We start from the raw sequence: 8,158 nt of genomic DNA on the forward strand, positions 1-8,158 counted from the left end.
TTTGTTTTAGTGAACTTCATTTTATCAGATTAAGGGGGGAAGAGGTGCCTTTTTGCACTTTTATTGACAGAGCAACGTTAGTTGCTTTAAAACATGTTAAAAATATAAAAAAATTGGTAACTACTATTTATTAAAGAGAGGGTATCATATGAAAGTGTTATTTTGTCATGATGGTCCGCTAAGGGTAGATAGGGAGAAAAATTATTATGGAAATGCTCATAACAATGATACATTTATGAAATATTATTCAATTGCTGAATATTTAATTGTAATAATGAGGCAAAAAGAAATTTTAGATATTTCTCAAGCAAATAATCTTTCTAAAATAACTTTAAAACCATTTGAATTTATTTCTGTTCCTAATATGATGAGTTTTAAGGGACGGATTTTCGGTAGGAGGAAAGCGAAAGAAATTATTAAAACTGCAGTTGATGAAGCTGATTTTATTGTTGCCAGGTTACCGAGTCAAACTGGTTTATTAGCAATAGATATAGCAAGAAATCTAAATAAACCATATTTAATAGAATTAGTTGGAAGTCCATGGGATAGTCTTTGGTACCATAGTAATAAAGGGAAATTATTAGCGCCATTTGTACATTTCTCAACTAAAAAAAGAGTTAAAGAATCTAATTTCACTGTCTATGTAACTAATAAATATTTACAGGATAAGTACCCAACACTAGGGCACAGTACAAATTGCTCAAATGTAGTTTTAAAAGAAAAAAATGAAGAAACTTTAAAAAGAAGAATTGAGAAAATTGAAAATTTAAAGTCTGGCAACAAAATAATTATAGGTACAATTGGAGCAATAAATATTAAATATAAAGGACAAAAAGATATAATTAAAGCACTTAGTAAGTTGAAAAAGGAAGGTATTACTAACTATGAATATCATCTAGTTGGCGGAGGTGATATATCATATTTGGAAAGAACTGCTATTAAATATGATGTTTCCGACCAAGTTATATTTAGAGGTGTAATGAAACACAGTAATGTTGTCAAGTGGCTAGATACTATTGATGTCTACGCACAACCCAGTAAAACAGAAGGTTTGCCGAGAGCATTAATTGAAGCTATGAATAGTGCGTTACCTGCTATAGGTACTAATGTGGGTGGTATACCAGAATTGTTAGATACAGATGTTATATTTAGTAAGCGAAGTAATATTAAACAGATCTATACTATTTTAAAAAACATGGATAATAAAAAGATGTTAGAGCAAGCAATAGTTAATTATAAAAAATCAAAAGAATACAAACCCGAATATATTCAAGAGCGTAGAGAATTGTTCTTTAATAGTTTTATAAAAAATCATTGATTATTACTGTAGTGAATTAGGCTTACACTGAAGTCTCTAATTAGCTTATTATTTTGATGAATTTTAATTTTGTATCTTTAACCTAAAGGAAAATAAATATGAAAAAAACAGTCCTACTTTTGATGATAATTACAGTTTTTTCCAAACTTATAGGATTTAGTCGAGAGATAATATTGGCTTATTATTATGGAGCTTCTATGATAAGTGATGCATATATTATTTCCTTGACTATTCCTGCTCTGGTTGTAGCAATTCTTGGCAGTAGTATTGCAGCAGCTTACATACCATTGTATTCAAGAATTGAAGATAGGGAAGGGACTCAAAAAGCAAACGAATTCACTAATAATCTCCTAAATGTTTTTATAATACTTTGTTTCATAATAGTTGGAGCTAGTTTAATTTTCACAGAACAAATTATCCTAATTGTTGCTTCTGGATTTGGAGAGGAATCACTGTCCTTAGCTGTAAGTATGACAAGAATTACCATGTTTGGTATCTTGTTTTCAACTATTATTTCTGTTCTCCAACCTTATTTACAAATGAAGGGCGATTATATAACTCCTTCATATATTGGGATATCATTTGATTTAGTTATGATTCTAGCTATAGTCTTTAGTACAAAAGATTACATACTAATCTTATCTTATGGTTTTCTTATAGCTAAAATAACTCAAGTTTTAATATTATTAGGATCAGCAAAAAGAAAGAATTATAGTTATAGTTTTTTTATCAATATTAAAGATTCCGAGTTACATAACATGCTATATTTAATTTTACCAATAATTCTAGGAGTCGCTGTTACAGATATAAATAAAATTATCGATAGAACTCTAGCGTCGCAAATAGTCATAGGAGGCATATCGGCTCTAGATTACGCACAAAAAATAAACTCAATGATTATAGGTGTATTAATAGCTTCAATTGGCACTGTGATGTATCCGATTGTTTCGAAAATGGTTGTGCAATCTAATATAAAGGGCTTGAAAGCCATTTTGTCTCAATCAATAGTCGGGACTAGTTTGATTGTTATGCCTAGTATGCTCGGGTTAATGTTTTTATCTTATCCTGTAGTGGGTTTCTTGTTTGGGAGAGGTGCTTTTGATGCTGAGGCTATTCAAGTTACTTCTAATGCTTTATTTTTTTACTCGTTTGGAATGATAGGAATAAGTTTAAGAGATCTGTTATCAAAGCCATTTTATGCATATGAAGATACTAAAACTCCTATGATTAACTCAGCAATAGGTGTATCTATTAATATAATTTTAAATATCATATTGTCACGATTTTTAGGACTCGGTGGCATAGCCTTAGCAACTAGTATTTCATCAATTATTACAGCGATATTAATGTTTGTAAGCTTACAAAAGAAAATCGGCAATTTACAAATGAAAGATACTTTTATTACATGTGTAAAACTCTTACTAGCCTCAATTATAATGGGAGTCTGTTCTAGACTTAGCTTTAACTATCTAAGTGGTATATGGAGTCAAAATGTTGCTCTTTTATTCTCTGTAGGGATTGGAGTTTTAATTTATCTAGTATCTCTTTATTTTATAAAGATAAATGAACTTAATAAATTTGTTAGCACTATAAAAAATAAATACCATTGATATATTATTTATAGAGCTATAAAAAGATGAATAATAAAATTAGTTATCACCTTAGTAAATTTAAGAAATTCGTGAACTCTCAAATTGATAAAAAGAATATGAAAAGTGTATTGGAAAGGGTGGTAGCTATTGGAATTCTCATCATATCAAAGGGAAAATATGTTTAGAAGAAGTATCTTTACTTATATTATGACAGTTCTCTCATTAGGATCGAGTATTTATATTTTCTTTTTTAACACTGACTCATCCTACAACTTATTATTTTTAATGCCTATAGTTTACCTTTTTGGATATTATTTTATATTAAAACAATTATTATTTAAAGGTTTTAAACTTTTTTATATAGTATTCGGAGTCATTAATATCATGCGTTTTATTATTGGGCCTGTACTTATAGTTTATTTAAGTATGTATAGTGGAAGGTCTCCACTTCAACCAACAAGGGAGTCGCTTTATTTGGCGATAATCTTGATGATGTATGAATTCATAGTTGTATGTGTATTATTAAAATTAGTAAATAGAAATTATCATTCTAGTTTTAATAAAACAATTACCGAAAAGAGGATAATCTTACCTNTAAACTTGTTTAATTTTATTACACCTAATAGTAATATAATCAACATTAATAGTGAATTATCCAACATGCAATTGATAGTTAATCTTACATTAAATGTTTCAAAACAATTAATCTTTATACTGAGCATATCAGTGTTTTACAAAAAACATCTTAGAAGTAATAACTTTAGATGGGTATTATTTTCACTTTTAGTCATGTTCTTCAATATCAGTATATATTCTGGCACTAATAGATCAGACTTTGTGATGACTGCAATTGCATCTGCATTTGTATTTTATAAGTTATATCCTAAGTATTCTAAATTAGTACTTACAGTTTTATTATTAGGGCTTGTAATAATAATCCCTGCTATTACTCAAGCTAGAAATATGAATAGTTTAGTTGGTGATGATAATACTTTAGTAAATTTATCGTCTATGATTCAACAGTATCTTGGAAGTCCATACAATATTGCAATAGCAATCGAAGCTGCTGAACTTTTTCCTAGTAATAGAAATATCATTAATTTAATATACGATATAGTGAGACCCATACTGGGGTTGAATGTTCTTGTTGCCAACTTACCTTTGCAGTTAAGTACAGTCTACTTTAACACTCGTATGTATTTACGAGAAGGACATGTAGTCCAAATTTTACCTATGGTAGGTCAAAGCTTGTTCTATTTTGGTATTTTGTTATCTCCACTTCTGTCATTAATATTTATTAAACTTGGAGACTTACTGACTAAAATACTTGACAATAGTAACCGTTTAGAATTAATTTATTTCTTATCAATTACCTCAACTAGATTAGCATTTTCTCTAGGACAAAATGCTACAATACAAATGAATGATTTATCTTTTACATTATTTGTGCCAATTATTTTGATGTGGCTAAATGATAGATTAAGATTAAGCAAAAAATCTAAATCTTTAACTTTAACTAAATGAAATAAAAATCTAATTCATACTTACGTGGTGTGTATTGCAAGTTAATAGTTTAGAATGTTGCAAAGAAAACTTAAGAACTTTGTCATCCCTGATTATTAGTTGGAATCACGAATGTGAATGCTTAACTAAAAACAACAAATATTGCTAAATAAAATGTTGCACTTTTTATCTCAAAATGAGTCGATTCAGTTATACTATTAAAGTTATGAGTATAGATTGGATCGGAGGATGAAAGGTGAATGAATCAAAGATGACTTTATATCATGAGATACATAAGTTAAATCGTCTAGGATTTAATATAAGTCAAATCAAGAGAAAAGTTGGTGTTGATAGAGATACAATCAGGAAATATCTAGGTATGGATTATGAAGAGATGTCCGAGTGGACATCTGCTCTGCAGAACAGACACAAGAAACTTGGCAGTCATGAAGAAGTCATTGTCGACTGGTTAAAAGAACATCCAGATTTATCTGCAGCCCAAATTGAAGACTGGTTATTAGAAGAATACCCCAACCTAATAGTGGGATCGAGTACAATTCGACTATTCGTTGAGGAATTAAGAGATCGTTATGCGATTCCCAAAGTGAAACAAACGAGGCAGTATGAGGCTATTCCCGAAGTTGATATGGGTGAACAGATTCAAGTTGACTGGGGCGAGTGCTGGCAGAAAACAGTCGAAAAGGAAAAGATAAAGTTCTACTGTATCTGTTTCGTTTTAGGACATAGCCGCTATAAATATGTGGAATGGTTAGATAGACCTTTTACAACTGAAGATACGATACGTTGTCATGAACAAGCTTTTCGCTACTTCGGTGGCATGACAAATGAAATTATGTATGACCAAGATAACCTGATTGCCGTAAGCGAGAATGCTGGAGACCTGATATTAACGAGTAAATTTGAAGCGTATCATCAAGCAAGAGGTTTTCAAGTTTACCTGTGCCGCGCAGCTGATCCCGAGACCAAAGGCAAGATTGAGCGTGTCGTTGGCTATGTAAAAGGTAATTTTGCCAAGAATAGAATCTATAGTGATTTAGATGACTGGAATCAAAAATGCCGGAATTGGTTAGAACGAACCGGTAATCATAAAGTTCATGGTACAACAAAAAAGAGACCAGATTCAGTGTTCCTTCAGGAAAAAGCACACTTGAAACCAGTCTCATCTTTTAGAAATATGGATAATCCATTTGATGCAAGTATAGCAGTTAAGATAGGAAAAGACAATACAATACGCTATAAAGGAAATCGTTATTCTGTTCCCAGGGGAACCTACCAACCTGTCGGAAATAACGAGGTCTTACTCAAAGTCAGCGATAAGGAACTCATTATATTAAGTGAAGTTAATGGTGAAGAAATAACGCGACATACCCTCTCGTTTGAAAAAGGAAAATTAATAAAGAAAACGAATCATGGTCGAGAACGCTCAAAATCAATACAAAAGTATAAAGAAGCCATGATTGCTTTATTTGAAACCGAATCGAGTGCCGTTCTATTTATCGATAAAGTTATTGAAACAGATAAAAGATATGCCCGTGACCAGTTTATTGTTTTAGAGAAAGCCGTAAAGGCGTTCCCTCAAGAACGTGAAGCTGCATTACAAAAGTGTATAGATGAACGGTTATGGAGTGCCAATGAATTTAGAGATGTCGCCAAATTCTTAGCAAAACATTCTCAAATCTCATTATCAGAGGAAATTCCAAAACCAAATAGCGTTACGCCAAAGCCGTCGGCTTCTTCCATCACCGTTCCTACACGTTCGCTTAGTGATTATACGAAACTGATTGGGGGTGAACGCTAATGAGCTCAGGACTTGAAAATCTTCAACAAGCGCTTAAGCAACTTCGCTTATCAGAAGTTGCGGTTGAACTGCCTTTTCTTATGCGAGAAGCAGAGCAACAATCTTGGACGTATCATGAACTCATAAATCATCTTCTCACCTTTGAAATAAATAAACGTGATGAGAAAAATAAAATGAAACGATTAAAGTGGGCTAAATTCCCATACCAAAAGTCCCTTGAAGACTACGATATCAAAGAACAAAAAAGCCTTACTGCACGTCAAATGAAACAACTAAAAGACATGCATTGGCTCGAGCAGCAATATAATCTTTTGTTGCTTGGCCCTCCTGGTGTCGGAAAGACACATCTTGCCATAGGTATGGGACTTGAAGCTATTGACCAAGGGTACCAGGTTATGTTTCTCCCAATGGGAGAACTTATGTCCATACTGAAAACAAGTGAGTATACGAGGAAGTCACAGATAACATTAAATAGAATCAAGCAGTCTGATTTAGTTATCATTGATGATTTAATGTATATCGCAATGGATCAGCGTGAGGCTAATCAATTCTTCCATCTCATTAACCATTTGTATGAACGTAGTTCGATTATTCTAACTTCGAATAAGAGCCCAGATCAGTGGGGAGAGCTTCTTGGAGATGAAGGGATAGCAACCGCAATTCTGGACCGCCTGCTTCATCGTGTAGAGGTTATACAGATGAATGATGAAAGCTATAGGATGAAGAACCGTGAAAGTGTATTTCAGTAAATAAGTGCAGAAACTTATTTAGCAAGAACTGCAGAAAACTAATTAGCAGAAATTGACGATTTCTACTTGACGTCGACATGACTCTCGCCATCTATATTAGTCACTTCACAACGATGAAGCAGTCGATCAAGGATGGCTGTTGCGATTCCTTGATCTCCAGGCATTTTTCCCCAGCTGTCTGGTCCTTTATTAGACGTTAAAATGATTAAGCTCTTTTCATAATAAATAACTTTATTAGTTGGACTAAAAGATTAACTTCGTTCGTTTCCATTGCCAAATGACTATTTGGTGCTTTCAAGTCCCCATTTACGGATGGTCGAGTCTTTAGATATCCAATTCGAGTCCGCCTTTTTGTGCAAGGAGTCCGGAAAATAGCCACGCTTATTTGAAAGCGTGGCTGATTGAATACTATTTAAATAGTATTCTGTTTAGCGAGTTGTTCTCTTATATTCATTTGTCTGGTAGAAAACAGAAGATATTATGCACAATTCAGTTCATGATGGCGTCCGTGCATTTCACTAGTATATCCAACTGGCAGAAGTCACTTCGCATCGGTGGATTAATCTGTCTACAATACTCACGTTTACAAACCCTTATATTTGAAGGTGTAAGAGTACGATAAAGGATTATTTGTTGTATTCGATTACAAGTGCTATTCATCGCTTGCTTTTCTAGTGAATTTAGCTTTTATCTTACCATCATTGTCTACAGTGAAATCTACATCGTAGTCTTTATAGAGAGCATATAATACTAGAAAACCTCCTATTGAAAGTGCAGTAAATGCTACTGAAGGACCTCCTATTGTTGTAAGAGCAGCAGTTGACGCTAAGCCAGCTGCTTTTAATGATATTCCAGCGGTAAATGGTAGAGCAATAGCACCTGCACTAAAAGCAATAGTTAAACTAAGTATAGCTTTTTTACTCAATCTAGATATCTTTCTGGTTTTGTAGATTTTTTGTGCTAAATCCCCAACAACAATAAATTCTCCAACCTTATCCTTTTCTGCTTTCTTCAACTGATGCTTGTTTTTTATAGTTAACACGAAATCACCTCCTCGTATAATAAGTTTGTAGTTAAGAATTGTTCTTAACTTAGTTGATTGATTAACTGTTTGAAAGAATGGAGCTTTCTCCCCCATGGGGGAGAAAAATTTCAAAAAGTCGCTTTTGATGATCCA

General features: G+C 32.7%; 6 protein-coding genes and 1 pseudogene. 5 read left to right on the forward strand and 2 right to left on the reverse strand.

Going from position 1 to position 8,158, the window contains the following annotated elements:
* Positions 1-148: 148 nt before the first annotated feature.
* The 5 genes from ACYVLS_RS06950 to istB all read left to right on the forward strand — a co-directional run bounded on the left by ACYVLS_RS06950 (position 149) and on the right by istB (position 6,981).
* Positions 149-1,318 carry a glycosyltransferase gene (locus tag ACYVLS_RS06950; protein WP_460322881.1) on the forward strand — a complete coding sequence of 390 codons (1,170 nt, stop codon included), beginning with the start codon at positions 149-151 and terminating at the stop codon, positions 1,316-1,318.
* 98 nt (positions 1,319-1,416) lie between these two features.
* The gene (gene murJ / locus ACYVLS_RS06955; RefSeq protein WP_460322884.1) at positions 1,417-2,928 is read left to right on the forward strand and encodes a murein biosynthesis integral membrane protein MurJ; all 1,512 of its coding nucleotides are present in this window, start codon (positions 1,417-1,419) and stop codon (positions 2,926-2,928) included.
* A gap of 822 nt (positions 2,929-3,750) precedes the next feature.
* Positions 3,751-4,434, forward strand: coding sequence for a hypothetical protein (locus tag ACYVLS_RS06960; protein ID WP_460322886.1), 684 nt, complete (start codon positions 3,751-3,753; stop codon positions 4,432-4,434).
* Between the two features lie 235 nt (positions 4,435-4,669).
* The gene (gene istA, locus ACYVLS_RS06965; protein WP_460322889.1) at positions 4,670-6,232 is read left to right on the forward strand and encodes an IS21 family transposase; all 1,563 of its coding nucleotides are present in this window, start codon (positions 4,670-4,672) and stop codon (positions 6,230-6,232) included.
* Positions 6,232-6,981: an IS21-like element helper ATPase IstB gene (istB, locus tag ACYVLS_RS06970; protein WP_460322891.1), complete on the forward strand. Its 750-nt coding sequence runs from the start codon at positions 6,232-6,234 to the stop codon at positions 6,979-6,981. Before istA ends, istB begins: the two co-directional genes overlap by 1 nt.
* Before the next feature lie 77 nt (positions 6,982-7,058).
* Here the strand turns inward: istB and ACYVLS_RS06975 are convergent.
* Positions 7,059-7,202 (reverse strand): annotated as a pseudogene (locus ACYVLS_RS06975) (ATP-binding protein); the annotation flags it as partial.
* 431 nt (positions 7,203-7,633) lie between these two features.
* The coding region (locus ACYVLS_RS06980; protein WP_460322893.1) for a hypothetical protein at positions 7,634-8,158 on the reverse strand (525 nt) is incomplete at its 5' end.

Source organism: Alkalibacterium psychrotolerans (assembly GCF_054784355.1).